The sequence below is a fragment of the Flavobacterium polysaccharolyticum genome (assembly GCF_038739875.1).
GTDB classification, from domain to species: Bacteria; Bacteroidota; Bacteroidia; order Flavobacteriales; family Flavobacteriaceae; genus Flavobacterium; species Flavobacterium polysaccharolyticum.
In genome coordinates this window covers 146,192-165,541 of record NZ_JBCGDP010000006.1, presented here as the reverse complement: position 1 = coordinate 165,541, position 19,350 = coordinate 146,192, and the positions used below count along the sequence as shown (strand labels likewise).

Genomic DNA, 19,350 nt, shown 5'->3' with positions numbered 1-19,350 from the left:
ATTATGGGGCACATTTTATTCTAAATATTAATCGAGGGCAGATCTGCTTTTAAAAATTTAAACTACAAACTTAGGTTTTTAAATGTTTTATTGAATTTTTTGATCAACTGCATAGTACTGGTTTCTGATGAAAAAACAGAGTTTAATCCCTGTGGTTCCTGAGGAGGATCAGTGGTGAAATCTAAACCTATTTTCCATTTTCCATCTTTGGGATTGTTTTTGGCTATGCCAGCATACCCCCAAAAGTTCAAAGCAACAAAAGGTTCTTTGTTGGTAACCGCTTTCAATAGTCGATCAAATACAGCTTTGTAAAATTCGTTTCTATATACTACTGAAGCTTTTCTGTCTAGACTTTCTTGGCTTCTTGGATATCCAAATTCTTCTAATACAATTGGCTTTTGCAATCTCTTAGCGACTGCGATATGTTCATCGATATAAGCCATTGTTTTTTCAATAGCGATTGGAGTGGATCCTTTTTCATCTTCTATCTTATACCAACCCCAGTTTTTGGGCCAAATATGCATAGTTAAATAGTCTATATTTGGATTGGTATGTGTTCTTTCGAAGGTGGCTAAATCGTCATTAGACCCCGCTTTTCCTTCAGACCCCGTTGTGATGAGGTGATTAGGATCCAATCGGTTCATTTCGTTTACGACTTCATTGAGCCATTGGGTAAAAGCGGCTTCGTTTTCTTTAGTAAATACACGGGGCTCATTGGCTACTTCCCATGCCATAATAGCGGTGTCTTCAGTGTATTTTTTATGGGTGATCGTATTGGTTCTTCCCATAATAAACTGAAGGTGTTTTATAAAATCGGCTTTGCAGGGTTCACAAGTATGAAATTTGGAGGTGAATTCCATAAACTGCGGCCAAGTGTTGGGAGCAATATTAGGGTTGGGTACTTTTCCGTAACCATTCCATTCTAAATATTTTGCCATGCCGCCTGACCATTCCCAATTGTTGTTGAGGTACAAAATGGCGTTCAAATCGCGTTTACCCATTTCGGATAACACATAATCTAGACCTTCTAATAGTTCTGTGTTATAGTTGTTCTTATTGGATTGCAAAGCTGGTGTAACGGTGTAATCTTGGTCGCCACCTTCTGCACCTACAAGGATTCTTAAATTGGTTATGCCATTAGCTTTGAGTTCATCCAATTCTTTTAAAAGCCGTTTTCGGTCACCTGTTTTGGCACCAATCATCGCTCCATACCAATAGTTTGTACCAATAAAATGGTAGGCTTTACCGTTTTTGATGAATTGGTTGTTTTTTACAGTAATCATTTTTTGAGCTTGTCCAAAAGCAGTACAAACAAGTAAAAATGACAATAGGAATACTTTCTTCATTTGAAAAATTAATTAGGTAAAACGTACATTTTTGGTAGTTTATTAATCAGAGCCGATTTGGTTTTTGTAGCAAAAGTGGTAAAATCTGCCACGTTTGAAGTGCCAGGGGTAGGTACATAATAGCCATCTTTTGAATTAGTCCAAAAGAGTACATAACTTATCTCGATGTTGTTGTTGGTAAGGGAACTGTATAAATAAGTCGAGAACCAATTGGCTATGGCAGGAGTAGTAGCTGTTACTTGATAACCTGTTTCGGTCATGGCCGCAATTTTTACTTTGCTAATGGCAAGTTCCGAAATCATTTTTAGTTTGGTATTGGCGCGATCGGCTCCAGTTTGTCCTTGGTTATTAAAGTCACCATAATTATCCATTCCGAGTACATCCACATAAGCGTCACCTGGATATCTGCTCAAATAGTTGTTTGCGGTGCTATATGAATTGTCAGGGGAAAAGGCATACAATACATTATGTACTCCTTTGGTATTCTTAAGGTAGTCTACTGTAAATTGAAAAGCTGTTTTGTACTCTTCTGCGGTGCAATAATTTTGTCCCCACCAAAACCAATTGCCATCAAATTCGTGAAATGGACGGAAAATAACAGGGATCAATACGCCATTGGCGTCCTTTAAGTTCAAGAAAATAGAAGCTACTTTGTCTAACTTTTGTTTGTACCAATTGTGATTGCTTCCGCCGGGTAAAATACTTTTGAAAGCTGTTGCTTTTTGTTCTGTAGTCATATCGGCAGCATAGAAACTTTCTTCTTTGAAGGGTTCTCTCAAGTGCCACGCAAAAGTGGTAATCATTCCTTTACCGAAGGCTTCTTTGGCATCATCAATGATTATTTTTTCTTGTTGGTAAAACCAATTATCGCTTTGTCCGTTATTGTTTTTGTCGGTGATAAACATAAAATCTAAACCTAAAACCGCGGGATCGTTTCCTGTCGTTTTTTTAATGTCAGATTGTGCTGATGAACCATTGTTGTAAAAGCCATTAAATGCGTCTTGTTGACCTATGGCAAAATGGGTTTTAGCAAGTTTTTTTAAATTGTAAAATAAGGCTACTGTTGCTTCGGTTGCATTGGCATCGACCATATAGGTTTTTACATTTTTTGTAGTCAATGCATCTGTTGAGGTTGGCGGATTTACCACAGGATCAGTGCTCGAATTATCTTGTTCTTTGGAACAGGAAATAAATATAAAACAGCCGATTAACAGGAAATAAAAGTTGATTTTTTTCATAGGTTTTAGTTGAAGGTTACGTTAATAGCATCTGCATAAAGGGTTCCGGTAGCAAATCCTAGCGCTACCATTATTCTATACTTTTTAGTTCCTGATGGAAGAGGAAATGTTTTGGTGTAAAAGGTCCAATCGGTGGTTCCTGTGACAAAACTAATGTTTTGATCGTCTCCCGTTTTTTGGTTGTCATTTCCTGCAAAAGCTACATTGAGTAAGCCGTTGTTCCAAGTGTCTTTTCCTTGTTGAATCTTTTCTGATTTTAACCAGCCAGAAATAGTTATGGTTGTTGCTTTTTCGGGGACATCAGCAATTTGATCAATACCATTCCAATCGAAAGTTGATGATTGTATCATTAGTGCTGCTTTTCCTTCTTTGGTTACGGTATTTGACGTAGATGCATTCCCTCGCCAAGCAGTATTTCCGTTCTCGAAGTCACCATTGGTAAAGAGTGTTACTTTTGATTCTTTACTAGGTTCAATGGCAGCCATGCGCTTGGTGTTTTCTTCTTCTTGAAATTTGTTGAGTTGTTCTTGGGTTATAGGAATTGCTTTTATATCATCAAAAAACAAGGTGCCATTGGTCTGTCCAAGCGCCAACATGATTCGTAGTTTTGATGCGCCATCTGGTACGTAAACTCTTTTTTGGTAAAAAGTCCAAGGAGTGGTACCCACTACTGCGGCGATACTTTCGTTTTGAATTCCTTTTTCTCCCGATGATAAAAATTCAATATCGAATTTTCCAGTATTCCATTCGTTTTTCCCTTTTTCGACGCCATCACTTTTTACCCATCCGCTCAATTCTAAAGCAATTGTGTTTTTGGGAAGAGGAATAATTTGATCTATACCTTTCCATTGCTCACCAACATATTGATTGATGGTACAGCCATTTTTACCGGTTTTTTTATCGTATGGTGAAATAGTAGCGATATCGTTTCCTCTCCAGTAGGATAATTCGGCTTCGAAACCGCCATTTTTGATAAGATTCGTTTGTGCATAAGTCATCCATTTGAACAATAGCAAAGCAACAAGAAGTAGTCGTTTCATAATCAGTAGCATTAAGGATTAGGTTGCTAAATGGCTAAGCTTTTGATCTAAGAAAATAGTTGTAGGGCTTTTTGTTAAACTAAGTGTATGAAGATTAATTTTGGGAAAATTTGATTCTCGTTTTCTTAGCCATTAGTAACTTAAAAAAGATTTAGATTCTGTGAATCAGTTCTATGCAAGCGCGGCTGTTGTGGTAAGGGCATTTCCAGAAACCCGCTTTGTCTTTTTGCATAGTAGAATAGTCGCTATTTACACCCCAAAACCATTCTCCATTTTCATGGTCAATGATATGTTTTTTGACAAAAGACCAATTATGAAATACAATGTCTAAATAGTCTTGATTTTCCGAAAGCTGCCAAGCATTGTAATACCCAATCATTAATTCTGCTTGAGGCCATGAATGTTTTTCGGCCATTAACTGTTGTGTTTCAGGATCGTATTCGTACCATAATCCACCGTCGGTATCAATGCCCTCTTTGGTCACCTCGGCGATTTGTATTGCATGTTTTTTGTACTTAGCAACCAAAGTAGTGTCACCAATTATTTCGGCGCATTGTAACAATAACCAAGCAGCCTCAATATCGTGACCATAAGAAATGACATCTGGTTTTTCGATCCAATTTTCATCAAAAAACAAACGTAAATGACCATTTTCGGTATTGATGAAATAGGTTTCTATGGTGGTTAAAAGTTCGATTATCGTTTGACGAAGCGTTTCGTCTTTCCAAACTTTATACAAATTGGCATATCCTTCTACGATGTGCAAATGTGTGTTCATCGTTTTCTTTTCGTTAGCATCTTTGTCGCTCAAACGCAGGTCGTCAATGAGTTTCCAGTCACGAGTAAAGGCTTCCAAATAGCCTTTGTTTATTGGGTCAAAGCTGTAGGCTTCTATTTTTTTATAAAGTTGGATGGCAATGGTTAATGCTTCTTCGCTTTTTGAAATGGAGTAATATTCAGCCATTCCGTAAATCACAAAACCTAAGGCGTAAATTTGGTTTTTGGTATCTTTTGGTGTACTATCAAAATGTAAGCTCCAAAATATACCACCGTGTTCAGGATCAAGAAAATAGTTTTTGATGTATTCAAAAGCTCTTCTAGCAGTGTTTTTATGTTCTTCGTTTTTAGATAAATGATAGGCAGCCGAAAATGCCCAAAGAATTCGGGCATTTAAGACAGCACCTTTATCAGCATCGTCATTTTTATGATTTTCAAAATCAATTTGGCCGATAAACCCTCCGTTTTTACTATCAATTGTATGATTCATCCAATATTCTAGTATGTTTTGGAGTTCTAATCGCAACTCGATTTTTAGGTTTTTTAATTCGCTTGTCACAAGGTTTAGATTAATTTGTTTTTCTCTACTTGTTTGATAATGGTTTGTACGGAACCTGCAGAAGTAAAGGTGTCTTCTGGAGTGTTAGTGACATAATCTACTAACTGTTCTATGCTAGAAACAGCTACATGCATGCGTGTATCCGAAGAAGCATAATAGATGTATACAGTTCCATCCTCATCGGCAATCCAACCGTTTGAGAACAATACATTTGATACATCGCCCACTCTTTCTGCACCTTCTGGAGCCATAAAATGTCCTGCGGGATAGTGTGTTACTTTCGAAATATCATTCAAATCGGTCATAAACATATAGAGTGTATAACGAAGACCAGCGGCGGTATTACGAACACCGTGTGCTAAATGTAACCATCCTTTTTCAGTTTTGATAGGAGCTGGACCCAAACCGTTTTTTAGTTCATAAACGGTATGGTATTGTTTTCCGTAAATGATTTGTTCTTCTTTCACTACTGGATTGCTCATGTTTTCAACGTAGCCTAATCCAATGCCGCCACCGTTTCCTACATCGATGAAGCCATCTTGTGGACGAGTATACAAAGCATATTTTCCATTTATAAATTCAGGGTGTAAAACCACATTACGTTGTTGTCCCGTATTTGAGATTAGGTCAGGTAATCGCTCCCAATTCACTAAATCTTTCGTACGAACAATTCCTGCATTGGCAATAGCCATACTCGTGTCACCGGCAGGAGCTTTAGGGTCTTTACGTTCGGTACAAAATATGCCATAAATCCAGCCGTCTTCGTGTGCAATTAAACGCATATCGTACACATTGGTGTCTGGTTCTTCAGTTTGAGGAATAACACAAGGTTTGTCCCAAAATTTGAAATTATCCACTCCATTTGGACTTTCGGCAATAGCAAAAAAAGATTTTCTGTCTACACCTTCTACACGTACCACGGTGATGTATTTGTTATTCCATTTTAGGGCGCCAGCGTTGAATGTAGCATTAATACCAATGCGTTCCAATAGCATAGGATTGGAGTTTGGATCAAAGTCATAGCGCCACTCAAGTGGAGTATGAGCAGCAGTTATGATAGGATTTTTGTAACGGGTGTAAATCCCGTTTCCAGCAGTGTTTTCTGGTTCATTTTTTTTCTCAATTAGTTTTTGAAATTCCTTTTTCAAATTTTCTAATCGATCGGCTACTATGGTGTTTTCAGATGTAATCATGCTATAAAATGCTAATTCAAAGTTTATTTTTATTTTTCTCGTTTATTGTTGAGTTCGTCCTCTATAATTTGTAATTTTTCTTCGTTTAATGGGTAAAAAAAGATGAAAATGACGGATATAACTGCTGCTATTGCTGGGAGCACACTTAGCATAAGTTGAATCCCGTTTTGAGTATCTGTAGTTTGTGCCACATTCGCTTGAAAACCATAATATCCTAATAACCATCCGGTTCCAGCTCCTCCAATGGTCCAGCCAAATTTTTGAGACATCGATGAGGCCGAAAATACTAGGCCAGTTGCTCTTCTACCTTGTTTCCATTCAGAATAATCGGCACTATCAGCATACATCGACCAGATTAATGGGAAAATACAACCTGCACAAATACTAATGAGCACTTGGAAACTTAAGATCCAATAGATTTCATCGTTTTTGAACAGATAAAAAATCAGACTAAAGATGGCTGCTAAAAACATAGCACCCAAGAATGTATTTTTCTTTCCTAATTTATTGGCAATGGGCGTAGCAATTACAACTCCAATAATATTAGCGGCTTGCCCTAAAACCAAATATATAGAAGTAGGTGTCATATGGAAATCGGTCCCGAAAAGGGTAAAATCAAAATTAATAGAGCTACTTACATAATATTTGAAATAGTATACCGCAGCTCCATCTCTAATTGAATTGAAAATTAAAGCCCCAACACCTGCACCAAGGAGAATCCACCATGGACGATTTTTTAGCAAGTCGTTTAAATCTTCTTTCAGGTTCGATTTTTCGTCAGAGATAGGTTGTACTCTTTCTTTGGTCCATAAAAAGCAGGCCCAAAAGAAAATCGTGGTAATAACTCCAAAAACCGCAATTGTTATCAACCAACCCGATTTTGAATTGAGGTTCCCACCAAAATAATTTACCAGAGGTTCGATAAGCCATAGTGCTAGCAAGCTTCCGCCAAAGGCAAACACCATGCGGTAAGAAGAAAGGGTGGTTCTTTCTTTTCGGTCAGAGGATAAAACGCCAAGCAAGGAGGCATAAGGAACATTGATAACGGAATACACCATCATCATTAAAGAATAGGTGATATAGGCGTAAATGATTTTGCCTTTTTCGTCAAAATCTGGCGTGTAAAAAGTTAGCACTCCAATTATTGCAAAGGGTATGGCAGTCCATAATAAATAAGGTCTGAATTTCCCCCATTTTGATGTTGTTCTATCAGCAAGAATTCCTACAATGGGGTCAAAGCAAGAATCCCAAATTCTAGTGATTAAAAACATGGTTCCAACTACTGCTGGTGCTAGGCCAAACACATCCGTGTAGAAAAACAGTAGGTACATGCTGAATATTTTCCAAAACATAGAAGACGCAGCATCGCCAAGTCCGTAGCCTATTTTTTCTTTTAAACTTATTTTTTCGTGCATTTTTTTTGGATATAAGGTTTTGGTAATTATTTATTGTAAAGGTTTTCCTTTGCAGCATCTTTCTCAAAAAAGATACGTTCTAAATTATAGAAATCTACAAAATCTTTAGCGCTAGTTTGCCCCTTGAATGGTGCATAATAGTGCATTTTTTTCTCTTGTTCCTGCCAGCCATGATTGCGCCAAACCAATACATAGGAAATTTCGAAATCGCCCATAGCTTTCATTAGCGTATCGGTCCACCATTGGCTGTAAGGGATGGCTTCGTAGCCCGTTTCGGCAAATGCCATGATTTTGTTTTGCTCTTTGGCAATTTCGCTCATGATTTGAAATTGTTTGAGACAATTTTCAACAAACGAATGGTCTTTGGTTGGGTCATTGTAAACGTATTTATCAAAACTGAGTATATCTACATAATTTGAACCTGGATAAAAGGCAAGAAATTCTTCCTTAGAGTTAAAATCGGCAGTATTGTATACATAGATCAAGTTATGAATTCCTTTTTTTTGGAGATATTCAAATGAAAATTGCCATAATTTTTTGAATTCTTCGGGCGTACAATTTCCTTTTCCCCACCAAAACCAGTTGCCTGTAAGTTCGTGAAAAGGGCGGTATAAAATGGGAATAGCTTTTCCTTTGTCATCTTTCAATGATTTTAGAAACTTAGCTTCTTTATCCAGCCATGATTTGAATTTTTTATGGTTTTCACCGCCAGGTAATATTGAAGCTATGCTTTTGGTGGAGTTATCCCAAGCATTTTTTCCGCTGATAGGATTGTCTAAATGCCAACTAATCGTATTTACGCCGCCTCTTTTTTTAACGTCAGCCATGTAACGTCTCATGAGCTCAAAAGATACACCATCAAGATTTTTCGGACTGCTTTTTTCAATCCCACCAAGATCCCATCCATATACTGCAGGATAATCTCCTGTGACATCTTTTACATCGCTACGACCTGGTTCGTATTTCCAGTTTACGCCATAAGCCAAATCATCTTGATGGCCAAAAAGAATGGCTTTTTTACTTGTTGTAATGAGATTTTTGTAAAGTGCAATGGTTTCTGGTGTTGATTTTTTGTCAGAAATTGATAAAATAGTATTATTCATTTGGCCAAAACCAATTGTACTCATGCTCAGTAAGAGTAGGCCAGTGGGTATTATTTTATGAAGGTTCATTTACAATGATTTTGTTTTCAGTGGTTTATCTACTTGTTGTTTTTGTAAGAAACCGTTTTTATAAAAATAGCTCAAATCAGATGATAATTTGATAATCGTATAAAATTTAGTTTGATAAAAAGTGATTTTGATTAATTTATAGGTATACAATTGAAAATTGTATAATTCTATTTTTCAAAGATAATTCGAACTCTTTTGTCTTAGTAGTATTATTTTATCAAATTTATATCATATAATTGCATGCAAAAAAGGAAAATATCATGAGTGCTTTAACAAATTTTTATAGAGAGATCCCTCCGTTGTCTGGTGGAGACAGTTTTTTGGTGTTTGATAGAATCAAAGATAATTTTGATTTCCCGGTGCATTATCATCCAGAATTTGAAATCAATTTCATTAAGAATGGTAAAGGCGTGAAGCGAGTAGTGGGAGATAATATTGAGGAAATAGATGAGGTTGAGCTAGTTTTGGTGGGGCCTAATTTGTATCATGGTTGGGAGTTACATAGATGTACTAATAAAGAAATACGTGAAATCACGATTCAATTTCATAATGATTTGTTTCATGAGTCGTTGTTGTCAAGGCGGATTATGCATCCTATAAAAGACATGTTTAATCGTTCTATACATGGTATTTTATTTTCAAAAAGTACTGCTGTTGCGCTCACAGATCGCTTGATTAAGCTCTCGAAGCTAGATGGGATGGATTATTTCTTGGAAATTACTTCGATTTTATATGATTTGGCTACCTCTAGAAATCAACGTCTATTGTCCACATTTACAGTTGATAATGATACTTTTGAAGAGTATGATAAAATGAAGTTGATCTATGAATATGTTCAGAAGAATTTTTCGGAGAAGATCAAATTAGAAGATGTGGCAAATGTGGCAAGTATGACTACCATCTCGTTTAATCGTTTTATTAAGAAGCGTACTGGTAAAACCTTTGTGAATTATATTAATGATATTCGTATTGGTTATGCAGCTAGGTGGTTGATAGAGAAGGATTTGAGTATTTCAGAAATTGCTTTTAAATCGGGTTTTAATAACATAGCGAATTTTAACAGAAGTTTTAAAACCATAAAAAAAAGAACACCTAGTCAGTACAGAGATGATTTTTCGGGTCTTAAAAGAATATTGTAAATTGTTGATTTTTATTGCGAAAACGTTTGAATTTATGGAGTTTGAGTGATTTAAAATTATATAAATCGCATTTTTTATTTATTTTTTTACATATATTTTATTTTTACCTCGATATATTTATGGTATTCTTTATTTATTTTCGAATAAGTAAAAATATTATCATGAATTGATATAATACTATTAATTTGATGTTTAGTTCTGTTATAAATTTGTTAATTATAAAACAGATTAATTAATATGGATTTAAAATTAGAATTCCTTACTACTGATTTTAAATGCTTAACTAACTAAACACTTATTATGAAAAAACTATTGTCTAATTTTTTGCATTGGAAAGGCGACCTCAAAGTGGTTCCAATGTTTTTAATTGTATTGCTCTCCAGTAATTTTATTACTGCGCAAAATAAAGTACGAGGAACTGTAAAAGATGTTACCGGAATGTCTATTCCTGGTGCCAACATAACGGTTGTAGGAGCCACGAAAGGAGTTTCGACTGGTTTTGACGGTCAATATGTAATCGATGTGCCTGATAATGCTACTTTATCTTTTTCTTTTATCGGATTTGTTACTAAAAAAGTAGCAGTCAATGGTGCAAAAGAGCTGAATGTAGTCTTGAATTCTGCTGCTGAAGATTTAAAAGAAGTAGTAGTCAATGTTGGATATGGAACTCAAAAGAAGAAAGATATTAACAGTTCTATTTCTTCAGTAAAAGCCAAGGATTTAGAAAACATCAAAATGGTTAGTGTAGACCAAATGCTGCAAGGAAAGGCTGCTGGGGTTACTGTTACTAATAATTCAGGAGCGCCCGGGAGTGCTGCCTCAGTAAGGGTTCGTGGTACTACTTCTATTTCGGGGACTAATGAGCCTTTGTATGTAATTGATGGTGTGCCAGTTTCTGGTGATGCGACAGGAAGATCAACTAGTGGACAACCCTTAGCAGGTAGAGACGGATTTTCTGCCTCAGGGGGTAGTGGTAATAATGCGGTGAGTCCATTATCGATGATCAATCCAAGTGATATCGAAACAATGGATATCTTAAAAGATGCTTCTGCAACTGCTATTTATGGATCAAGAGGTGCTAATGGGGTAATTATTATTACCACAAAATCAGGAAAAAAAGGAACGGGAAGAATTTCTTATGAAAACTTTACTTCTTTTAGTACTGTGGCAAACAAATTAGATGTATTGAATTTAAGACAATATGCCACTTTAAAGACTGATTTAGCCAGGCTTTGGGGTTTTCAAACACGTCAAGAGTTTTCTCATCCAGAATTGCTAGGTTCAGGAACTGATTGGCAAGATCAAGTATACAGAACGGCTATTACTAAAAGTCATCAATTGTCTTTTTCAGGAGCCAAAGACGGAACAAACTATTACTTATCAGGAAGTTATTTAGATAACGAAGGAACAATTATCAACTCAGGTTTAAAAAGATATACTATTCGTTTGAACTTAGATTCAAAAGTTAAAAACTGGCTAAGAGTTGGTGGAAATATTACAGGTGGTATTACAAATGAAGATATTACAGTTAATCAAAGTTTTACTGGTTTGATTGCTAATACTTTACTACAGTCTCCAGATATTCCTGTTAGAAACACAGATGGAACTTTTGCTGGTCCTCCATCTTCAGAGCAAAGTGTAACGTATTATAATCCAGTAGCTGAGGCATTGACTAGAGAGAATAAATTAGTTAGAAAAAACTTTTTAGGAAATGTTTATGCTGAAGCAGATATTTTTAAGGGATTAAAATACCGTGTGGAAATGGCAGCCAATACCGAGTTTTCTGAAAATGATGACTTTAGACCTTCATATGCTTGGGGGAGTCAAGTAAATTTATTAGCTGATTTGGATGTAAGAAGACAAAATTGGTATTCTACCAACGTAAAAAACTTATTGACATATGATAAGAGTTTTGGAAATCACAAAATTACTGTTCTATTGGGACAAGAATCTAATGATTCACATTGGGAAGGTTTAATTGCCTCAGCTCAAGGATTCAAAACTAACTCGATTCATACAATTAACTTAGCCGATGTAGATAATAACACTATAACACAATATAAGGGAAGTGCGTCACTTGCTTCTCTTTTCTCTCGTGTGATCTATGATTTCAATAGTAAGTATAGTGTAACAGGATCTATTCGTCAAGATGTTTCTTCTAAGTTTGATCCTACTACAGACAATCAAAAAGGAGTTTTCAAATCTATTTCTGGTTCTTGGAAATTGTCGAATGAGTCTTTCATGGAGTCCACTCGTGACTATATAGATAACATCAAATTTAGATTTGGTTATGGTGAAACTGGAAATCAGCAAATTCCTAACAACGCTTATTCTGCTATGTTAGGTGTTCAAAACTCTGGATTAGGAAGTGGCTTTTTACCTGCTAATTATCCTAACCCAGACTTAAAATGGGAGTCTTTGAATCAAACTAACTTAGGTATAGATTTTACTTTATTTAGTTCTAAATTATCGGCAAGTTTCGATATGTATAATAAAGTATCTAAAGACTTTTTATTCCAAGTGCCATTACCATTATACTTAACTGGTGGTGGAGGTTTTAATGGAGGTATTTCTGCTCCATACTCTAATTTAGGAACGATGAGTAATAAAGGGTTTGATATTACTTTAGCTTTTGATACCAAATCTTCAGGCAATTTTAACTGGGATACTTCTCTGGTGGTTTCTCATTACAAAAACAACTTAGACGAAATCGCTAACGGTATTGTGTTAACTCAGGAAGTAAATACCAATGGATTTCAACCTGTTGTAGTGACCAATACTTTAGTGGGTAATCCTATTGGAATGTTTTACGGTTATGTTGCCGAAGGAATATTTAAAGATCAAACCGTTTTGAACAATGCGCCATTACAGTTTGGACAAACTGTAGGGACAGCAGCAGGGCAAACTGCTTTAGGAGATGTAAAATACAAAGACATCAATGGTGATGGGGTAATCGATCCTAAGGATAAAACATTCATTGGTAATCCTCACCCAGATTTCACCTTTGGTTTTACCAACAACTTTAAATACAAAAATTTTGACCTATCTGTTTTTGTTCAAGGGTCATATGGTAACGATGTAATGAATTTAACTAAAAGAGCTGGTACTACAAATGCTTCTTTATACGACAATCAATTAGTAGATGCTTTAGATTATTATTCTCCTACCAACTTAGCTAGTAATAATCCAAGACCTATAGGTGATACCGCTAACAGTAACTTGGTGATTTCGTCTCGTTATGTTGAAGATGGTTCTTATGTCCGAATTCAAAATGTAACTTTTGGGTATTCTTTGCCTCGCGATATAATTGAAAGAATCCATATGTCAAGATTGAGATTGTATGCTACCGCTCAAAACTTATTTACTTTCACAAAATATACAGGTTACGATCCTGAGATTGGTTCTTTCAATCAAAATGTGCTTTTGTCTGGAATTGATAACGGAAGGTATCCAATATCTAGAACATTCACTTTTGGATTAAATGTAGAATTTTAATAAAAATAGAAACAAAATGAAAAAGAAATCTTTTTTAAATAAATATAGCTTGCTGTTTTTAGCAACAGTATTGCTGGTATTAGGTTCATGTCAAGATGACTTTACAGACAGACCTTCTGAAGACGGAATTAGTTTAGACTCTTATTACAGCACAAATGATCAAGTATCTTCGGCTACTAATGGGATGTACAGCAGAACCTGGTTTCAAATGTATAATAAATTTTGGTGGTCACTTGAAGTAGGTTCTGGTAATATGTTTACTTATTCTGCAGATGTAGCAGGTTTAAGAACATTTTCATTGAACGGTAGTGATCCAGAATTAGTAAACGGTTGGTCTGCTTTATGGGCCAATGTGCAACAATCTAATATGATTATCAATTTTTTACCTGCAAGAGTTGGACCAGCGGTAAGTAAAAGTGTTTTAGATAACACTGTAGGAGAGGCTTATTTTTTGAGAGCTACCGCTTATTTTGATTTAGTGAGATTATGGGGGCCTGTGCCAATTATTGAAAATCCTTTGACTTATGCTAGTGACCCTTATATTAATACTAACAGAGTAGAGGACATCTATCAATTAATTATAATGGATTATTTAAAAGCGATCGATTTATTAGTTGAAAAAAATAGAGGATCAAATTATGCTAGTAACGGACGTGTCTCTAAAGGTTCTGCAAGAGCAATGTTGGCTAAAGTATATTTGTACCAAAAAGACTATGCTAATGCTAAAAGAATGGCAGAATTGGTTATCAATAGTGGAGAATTCAAATTATTAGGAGGAGAGTTATTACCTACTAAAAGTTTTGGTGATTTATTTACTTATCCAAACAATAATAATGAAGAGTCAATTTTTGCAATCCAATGGAAAGGTGACGGAACCTACGGTTCAGCAAACAACTGTAATACACAATTTGGTTTCATTGATGGAACTTTATCGACATCGAATGCATCTTATGCAGGTGTTTTTGCACCAGCTCAGGAGATTTTCACTTTGTATGAGGCTAATGATAGAAGAAAACATGAAACCATCATGGTTGGAGGAGATAGTTATCCAAACATTAAAACATCACTGGGTACGGGTTTTACGGTACCAACGGATAGAGATTTGGCTCAAGGTTCAGGTGGAGCCATCAAAAAATATTGTATTGGATTAGTAAATGGGGCAGTTACAGGTCCAGCAGATGGCTGGGCAATGATGGACAACAATACATATAAAATGCGTTATGCAGAATTGTTGCTCATTCATGCTGAAGCTATTTTGGCCGGAGGCGCAAGTACTTCTGATGCTGCCGCTCTAAAATCAATCAATGCCGTCAGAAAAAGAGCTGGGCTTACAGACTTAACTTCGATTACTTTTGACAATATCTTTCTTGAAAGAAGAAAAGAGTTGTGTTTTGAAGGAGATTATTGGTTTGATTTAGGACGTATCGATAAAACAAAAGCTATTGCGATTATGTCGGCTCAAAACAGAGGTGATAGAAGAGCCTCTGCTACATTTACTCCAAATTATGATCCAAATAATCATGCTGCCAACGATTTTTACATGGACTACCCAGATAATGAGGTGGCTAAAAACCCAAAATTATTGGAAGCACCTGTTCCATATACATTTAAATAACGTTTAAAATTTAAAATTAGGAATCGTCATTACGACTATCTTTTTTCAATATCATAATAATGACGATTCCATATTTAACTGTTAACTAAATAAATTATATAAATATGAAAAATATAAGAATAAAATACATACTACCTTTCTTTACCATGGTAGTTATGGTACTGGGTTTGTTTTCTTCGTGTGATAACGAAACCGATTCAGGTACAACTTTGGCCATTACAAATGTGGCTAAAGCAGAGGAAGGAGATTTGACTCCAGTGACTCAAGGTGATCCAAGCAATTACTATATTATTCGTGGAACTGGACTATCAACCGTTCAAAAAATCTATTTCAATGATTTCGATACTTATTTTAATCCAGTTTTAGTGACTGATACTGAAATATTTGTTTTAATTGATGAAAAAACACCTTATGCGAATGCAAGTAATAAATTAAAAGTAGTAACCAAAAATGGTACAATAATTTATGATTTTATTGTAAAACCACCTGTGCCAACTGTGTTAGGTTTTCAGCCGATTAATGCAGTGGAAGGTGATGAAGTGATAATTAAGGGAAGATATTTTCTTGACCCTATAGTTACAATTGGTACAGTAAGTGTTCCTGTAATCTCTTCAACACTTGAAGAAATTAAAATCAAGTTACCTGCGGGTGTGGATAAAAAATACATTACAGTAACCAATATTTCTGGTGCAACAGATTCTAAACAAGCCATTGGTACTGCTATATATGACGATGTGTATCGTGGCATGGAGTGGGGTGGACCATGGTCTAATTACCCAGTTGATTTGGCTTACACGACAGATGTTTATCAAGGAAAAAATTCCATTCAGTATCAATTTGGTGGATGGAGTGGATTAGGTATGGGGTTCACCTCTGTGAGTTTGGCTCCATACAAAGCCATTCGTATAGCAGTAAAAGGTGCTAAAGAAGGAACACTTAAAGTGGTAGTTAGTGGCAACTGGGGAGCAGCATACTCTGTTCCTGTCACAACTCAATGGGCTAGTGTTGAAATTGAACTTTCCAAAATTGGTAATCCTACAGTTTTCAATGAACTGGTTATGCAAGAATCAGGTAATACTGGAGGAAATACAATACTTGTTGATGATATTGGTTTCGTTTTAAAATAAATTGGTTTTTATTTGAGTTAGTTTTGAGATATTCCCTAACATTGAGCAGTTAGGGAATTCTTTGTTGTTAGATTCCGTGTTGGCTATTCTTGTTTGTAGGATACTAACACGGAATTTTGTTTTACAAGTATTTTTTAAGCCGTCATTACAAGCAGAAAGCATTGTGATACAATAGATGATAATGAGTAAGATGCAACAAATAATAGCATTAATTGAAAAAAAAGTATCATTTTTTATGATTACTATTTAGTAAACTTGTAAGTCACATCCCTTTGAGATTATAAAATCTTTACTAATGAAAAAGCCCTATTACATACTATTTTTACTATTCTTTTTTTTTATTTATCCAGCTTTAGTTTTTCCTCAATTTACGTCTAATATTAGAGAACATATCACTATTGATCAAGACTGGAGATTTGCTTTTGGTCACCCTTTTGATACTAGTAAAGATTTTAATACAGGAACAGGTTATTTTTCCTATTTGGCCAAAACTACTTATGGGGATGGAGCAGCCGCTTCAGATTTTGATGATCGTTCTTGGCGAAAATTAGATCTTCCCCATGATTGGGCTGTTGAGCAAGGATTTAGCGAAAAAGCCAGTTACAGTCATGGATTTAAAAGAATAGGGCGCGCTTTTCCAGAAACGAGTATCGGGTGGTATCGAAAAAAAATAACCATTCCACAAAGCGATTTAGGTCGCCGAATTCACATTGCTTTTGATGGTGTTTTTCGCAATGCTATCGTTTGGTTCAACGGGCATTATTTAGGAACTCATCCCTCAGGTTATTTGGGATTTGAATATGATGTAACCGATTATGTCAATTATGGAGGAGAAAACACGATCGCTGTTCGAGCAGATGCAATGATGGAAGAAGGTTGGTTTTATGAAGGAGCAGGCATTTACCGCCATGTTTGGCTAAATAAGACGAATTCGTTGCATGTACCAGCAGATGGAACTTTTGTGAGTACCACAAAACTGAGCAATGCCAGTGCTCAACTAGCCTCAAAAGTTGCAGTTGTCAATGAAGGAAGTAAATCGTATCAGTTCAAAATTGTACAAACCGTTTTAGATGCAGTAGGAAAATCAATTGCAACAACCACTATTGATAACCTTCAGCTAAAACCTATGGAAACCAAAGAGTACGAAACCAATCTAACTATCGATAATCCTAAACTTTGGTCGGTAGATCAGCCGTATTTGCACAAAATGGTAACTACTATTTATGCTGGAAATGTGTTAACAGATACCCAAACCACAATTTTCGGAATTAGAACGGTGTATTTTGATGCTAGCAAAGGATTTTTCTTAAACGGGAAGCACCTTAAAATCAAAGGAACCAATAATCACCAAGACCACGCAGGAGTTGGAGTGGCTATGCCAGATGCATTGCAGGATTTTCGTATTGCTACTTTAAAATCTTTTGGGTCTAATGCTTATCGATGTTCGCATAATCCACCTACACCAGAATTGCTTGAAGCTTGTGATCGCCTCGGAATGCTAGTAATTGATGAAACAAGATTGATGGGTATTGCAAGCACTCAACTCAGCGAGTTGAAGCGAATGATGCTTCGTGATCGCAATCATCCAAGTATTATTAGCTGGTCTATTGCCAATGAAGAGTGGGGAATAGAAGGCGATATCAAAGGCGCCAGAATGGCTCGAACCATTCAAGATTACGCCAAAACGATTGACACTACTCGAGGTATAACAGCAGGAATTAGCGGTAATTGGGACAATGGTATTGCAACTGCGGTAGATGTTATTGGTTACAATTATATCAAACATGGAGGCAAAGAAACAACTGATAAACACCATCGTGAGTTTCCTCATCTGGCCAGTTGGGGTACCGAAGAAGGTTCTACTTTTGCCACCCGAGGCATTTATTTTGAAGACAATGAAAAACAATTTAAACCAGCCTATGATTTTCCACAATCTCCTATAGCACATAGTATAGAACAGGGTTGGAAACATTATGATGCAAGAGATTATTTAGCAGGAATGTTTATTTGGACAGGTTTTGATTATCGTGGTGAGCCTACACCTTATCAGTGGCCAGCAACAGGTTCTTATTTTGGAATGTTGGATCAATGTGGTTTTTATAAAGATGATGCTTGGTACCTCAAATCCTGGTGGGGAACAGAACCGGTTTTGCATCTTTTACCTCATTGGAATTGGAAAGGAAAAGAAGGACAACTTATCGATGTTTGGGCATACAGTAATTGTGATGTTGTAGAGCTTTTCCTCAACAAGAAAAGTCTTGGCAAAAAAACAATGGAAAAAAATGGTCATTTAGAATGGAAAGTAAAATATCAAGCAGGAACCTTAGAAGCTATTGGCTATAAAAACGGCAAAAAAACCTTGACCCAAACCGTAAAAACGACTTCCGACGCGGTTGCTCTAGGTTTACAATCCAATGTAAAAACAATCCAAGCCAATGGTACTGATATTGCTTTGATAACGGTAGATACCAAAGACAAATCGGGCTTGTTTGTGCCAACTTCAGAGGACGAAGTCGCTTTTAGCATTTCTGGACCAGCAAAAATTATTGGCGTTGGAAACGGAAAGCCAACAGCAACAGAACCCGATCAATTTTTAGAAAAAATAACGGTTGTTCCTATTTCAAATCTCAAAGAAAAAATAGTTAACTCCATTTCTGAAGCTTCAGAAACTGTTGATAACTTGGATATTTCCAATTGGGACAATGCATTCAAAGACAGTCGAGATACTATTTTCGAAAAGAAAGTAAAAGCCCTGGTTTATAGAACGGATTTTGAGTTACCCGAAAATTTTAAAGAGAGTAAAATCACCTTTTTTTATAATAGTATCGGTAAATCCCAATCCATTTATATTAACGGAAAACAAATTGCAAATGCTATTCCCGAAAATAAAAAAGGCGACAGTTTTATTTTAGATAAAGCTACTCTTCGTTCAGGAAAAAACAGCATTGTCATCGTTGCCGAGCCTTTAACATACAAGTACAATTGGAATCCAGTAAATACCAATCCAGGTACCATTCAACTTATCTCACCTGCAGCGACTTGGAAGAGAACGCTTTTCAGCGGCCTAGCGCAAGTCATCCTGCAATCAACAGGCGATGCTGGGCAAATTACCCTAACAGCCACCAGCAAAGGACTCAAAAAAGCAATAATTCAAATCAATGCCATTAAAAACTAAAATACTAAACACACAACATCTTGATTTAATTGGGCGTGTCCCGCCAGAAAAAGGCGGGT

Annotated in this window: 12 protein-coding genes; 5 read left to right on the top strand and 7 right to left on the bottom strand. The window is 36.1% G+C overall.

Going from position 1 to position 19,350, the window contains the following annotated elements:
* Nucleotides 1-62: 62 nt before the first annotated feature.
* The 7 genes from WFZ86_RS08305 to WFZ86_RS08275 form a co-directional block, all read right to left on the bottom strand.
* Entirely contained in the window at nt 63-1,346 is a 1,284-nt protein-coding gene (locus WFZ86_RS08305) for a glycoside hydrolase 5 family protein (protein WP_342691502.1), read from the bottom strand.
* Nucleotides 1,347-1,354: 8 nt separating this feature from the next.
* Nucleotides 1,355-2,584 (bottom strand): glycoside hydrolase family 26 protein, encoded by a 1,230-nt coding sequence (locus WFZ86_RS08300; RefSeq protein WP_342691501.1) that lies wholly within the window; start codon nt 2,582-2,584, stop codon nt 1,355-1,357.
* 5 nt (nt 2,585-2,589) lie between these two features.
* Nucleotides 2,590-3,624: a carbohydrate binding domain-containing protein gene (locus WFZ86_RS08295; RefSeq protein ID WP_342691500.1), complete on the bottom strand. Its 1,035-nt coding sequence runs from the start codon at nt 3,622-3,624 to the stop codon at nt 2,590-2,592.
* Nucleotides 3,625-3,775: 151 nt separating this feature from the next.
* Nucleotides 3,776-4,960, bottom strand: coding sequence for an AGE family epimerase/isomerase (locus tag WFZ86_RS08290; RefSeq protein WP_342691499.1), 1,185 nt, complete (start codon nt 4,958-4,960; stop codon nt 3,776-3,778).
* Between the two features lie 5 nt (nt 4,961-4,965).
* Complete coding sequence (locus tag WFZ86_RS08285) at nt 4,966-6,153, bottom strand: glycoside hydrolase family 130 protein (protein ID WP_342691498.1); 1,188 nt, start codon at nt 6,151-6,153, stop codon at nt 4,966-4,968.
* A 29-nt stretch (nt 6,154-6,182) separates the two neighbouring features.
* Entirely contained in the window at nt 6,183-7,568 is a 1,386-nt protein-coding gene (locus WFZ86_RS08280) for an MFS transporter (RefSeq protein ID WP_342691497.1), read from the bottom strand.
* 26 nt (nt 7,569-7,594) lie between these two features.
* Nucleotides 7,595-8,740 carry a glycoside hydrolase family 26 protein gene (locus tag WFZ86_RS08275; protein WP_342691496.1) on the bottom strand — a complete coding sequence of 382 codons (1,146 nt, stop codon included), beginning with the start codon at nt 8,738-8,740 and terminating at the stop codon, nt 7,595-7,597.
* Between the two features lie 260 nt (nt 8,741-9,000).
* Between WFZ86_RS08275 and WFZ86_RS08270 the strand changes: the two genes are divergently transcribed.
* The 5 genes from WFZ86_RS08270 to galA all read left to right on the top strand — a co-directional run bounded on the left by WFZ86_RS08270 (nt 9,001) and on the right by galA (nt 19,291).
* Nucleotides 9,001-9,879, top strand: a complete 879-nt coding sequence (locus tag WFZ86_RS08270) for a helix-turn-helix domain-containing protein (RefSeq protein ID WP_342691495.1) — start codon at nt 9,001-9,003, stop codon at nt 9,877-9,879.
* Between the two features lie 300 nt (nt 9,880-10,179).
* The gene (locus WFZ86_RS08265; RefSeq protein ID WP_342691494.1) at nt 10,180-13,374 is read left to right on the top strand and encodes a SusC/RagA family TonB-linked outer membrane protein; all 3,195 of its coding nucleotides are present in this window, start codon (nt 10,180-10,182) and stop codon (nt 13,372-13,374) included.
* 16 nt (nt 13,375-13,390) lie between these two features.
* Nucleotides 13,391-14,989, top strand: coding sequence for a RagB/SusD family nutrient uptake outer membrane protein (locus tag WFZ86_RS08260; protein ID WP_342691493.1), 1,599 nt, complete (start codon nt 13,391-13,393; stop codon nt 14,987-14,989).
* Between the two features lie 104 nt (nt 14,990-15,093).
* Nucleotides 15,094-16,116 (top strand): IPT/TIG domain-containing protein, encoded by a 1,023-nt coding sequence (locus tag WFZ86_RS08255; protein WP_342691492.1) that lies wholly within the window; start codon nt 15,094-15,096, stop codon nt 16,114-16,116.
* Between the two features lie 295 nt (nt 16,117-16,411).
* The gene (gene galA, locus WFZ86_RS08250) at nt 16,412-19,291 is read left to right on the top strand and encodes a beta-galactosidase GalA (protein ID WP_342691491.1); all 2,880 of its coding nucleotides are present in this window, start codon (nt 16,412-16,414) and stop codon (nt 19,289-19,291) included.
* The last annotated feature ends 59 nt before the right edge of the window (nt 19,292-19,350 follow it).